At 34.7% G+C, this 1740-nt stretch carries 3 protein-coding genes; all 3 read left to right on the top strand.

Features of this window, described 5'->3' with window-relative positions; genetic code table 11:
- Positions 1-458, top strand: a 458-nt coding sequence (locus IEY34_RS36090) for a DUF1430 domain-containing protein (RefSeq protein ID WP_229758030.1), incomplete at its 5' end; no start/stop codon positions are given.
- Positions 455-1063 (top strand): ABC transporter ATP-binding protein, encoded by a 609-nt coding sequence (locus tag IEY34_RS36085; RefSeq protein ID WP_189021104.1) that lies wholly within the window; start codon positions 455-457, stop codon positions 1061-1063. The genes IEY34_RS36090 and IEY34_RS36085, both read left to right, overlap by 4 nt.
- Positions 1060-1536 carry a hypothetical protein gene (locus IEY34_RS36080; protein WP_189021102.1) on the top strand — a complete coding sequence of 159 codons (477 nt, stop codon included), beginning with the start codon at positions 1060-1062 and terminating at the stop codon, positions 1534-1536. The genes IEY34_RS36085 and IEY34_RS36080 overlap by 4 nt, the downstream gene beginning before the upstream one ends.
- Positions 1537-1740: the final 204 nt, after the last annotated feature.

Below are 1740 nucleotides of genomic sequence, written 5' to 3'. Positions count from 1 at the left end.
GAGTTCAACCCTCTCTCAAGTGTGTGGTAGTGGTACTAAACACTTCGAGATTTGGGGAGGTACTCCCTTTTTTGCGCCTTAAATACTCAGATGGGGTAAGGCTTTTGAATTATGAAATTCATTCAAGTATTTTAATATTATTTTTAGAAATTGTGATCATTAAGTCTATACTCCGTTTGGAATATGAAGTTAATGCGATAGAATTGTGTTTAAAAAAAATATTAGGATATAATATTTGGCAAAAAAATAAAAAAATTTTACTTGTTACACTTATTCCTACGATTCTAGGTATGATCGGGGCAATGATTGTCTGGATTTTTATTAACGGAAATATAGTTAACTATCTTGTTTATGGCAGCATATTTATTTTTCTAATAGAACCCTTTATTATCTTAACTTACATACGGAAGCTTGAAAGGGCAAAAATAAGTATAATTTTAAAGGGAGGAAATTTATGATAGAGATAAAAACAGTATCGAAGTCTTTTGAGGGTAAAGTTATATTTTCTAACTTGGAGCTAAAAATTGATAGTGGTGAGTTCGTTATTTTCTCTGGCGCTAGTGGATGCGGGAAAACGACTCTTCTTAATATGATTGGAGCTATTGAATCAATTGACAGCGGCGAAATTCTCGTTGATGGTCTCAATATCCATAAAAGAAAATACCAACTACAGTATTTCAAATATAAAATCGGTCTTCTTTTCCAGAACTTTGCACTCGTCGAGCATAAGACAGTGAAAGAAAATTTAAAACTTGTTCGTAAAGAAAGTCAATCTGGAGTTTCCATTGAACAGGCTTTGGAGATGGTTGGCATATCGGACAAGTTGAATAGTAAAGTGTATACATTGTCTGGAGGCGAACAACAGCGAGTTGCACTAGCAAGATTAATGGTAAAAAAGTGTAATATTATACTAGCAGATGAACCAACAGGATCACTTGATAAAAAGAATGCAGAGGCCGTGCTTGACATTATTAAGCAGCTACACAACCAAGGGAAAACAATTATCATGGTTACCCATGACGAAGATATGAAAAAGAAAGGGGAACGGATCATTAACTTATGAAAACAATGTGGAGAAAAAGTAAAATTATGCTTGCCATAGGAATTGCTATTTTGATTTTTATTATTTGGAATTTAACGTGGTTAGTTTTTGTGAATTTCAAGTACAAGCCTTATACTGAAACGGTACCAAAGGATAAATACGGTACTTATCATATAGTGGGTTCTGAAGGTTATAATTTTAATGTTAAAAAACCGGATTATTTAAGTTTAACCGGCAACTTGGGGTCTGTGGCTCCAGATGACATTTGCTCTTTAATAATTTGGCTAAAAGTGTTCGGGGGATATAAATATGGGCTGCGTATTCAAGACAATAGCGGAGGTTACGATATAATGGTGGATTCCAATGGAAATCCCATTCGACTGGATAGCCAAAGCAATGAAGAGTTTGAAAAAACAGTAGAAATTATTCGAAAAAATAAAGTGAGCATTCAAAAAATATTTGACAAGGTGAATAGCCAGTGGGATTTAAGTTGAAGATGCACGGCGAACATAAATAAGATGCATTCAAGCCCTTGGTAATCAGGGCTATTTTTGTTTGCAACCACTTTTGCTTTAATAACTCAAACTTCGCAGCTTGAAATGGGCAAGTAAGCCTTAAGATAACTGGGCAAACCGGCGATCCATTGTTGGAGTTGACTTTTAATCAATTTTGAGAGCTTTTTACTTGCCTGTGTGGCT

Origin of the sequence: Paenibacillus marchantiophytorum (assembly GCF_014640555.1) — a bacterium.
In the GTDB taxonomy this organism is placed as follows: Bacteria; Bacillota; Bacilli; order Paenibacillales; family NBRC-103111; genus Paenibacillus_E; species Paenibacillus_E marchantiophytorum.
The sequence above is the reverse complement of the archived record's forward strand: the minus strand, read 5'-3'. Positions and strand labels throughout refer to the sequence as shown.

What these genes read in the sequence shown, in the direction of transcription:
- IEY34_RS36085 (WP_189021104.1), top strand. Translation starts at nt 455, where the DNA reads ATGATAGAGATAAAAACAGTATCGAAGTCTTTTGAGGGTAAAGTTATA.
- IEY34_RS36080 (WP_189021102.1), top strand. Translation starts at nt 1,060, where the DNA reads ATGAAAACAATGTGGAGAAAAAGTAAAATTATGCTTGCCATAGGAATT.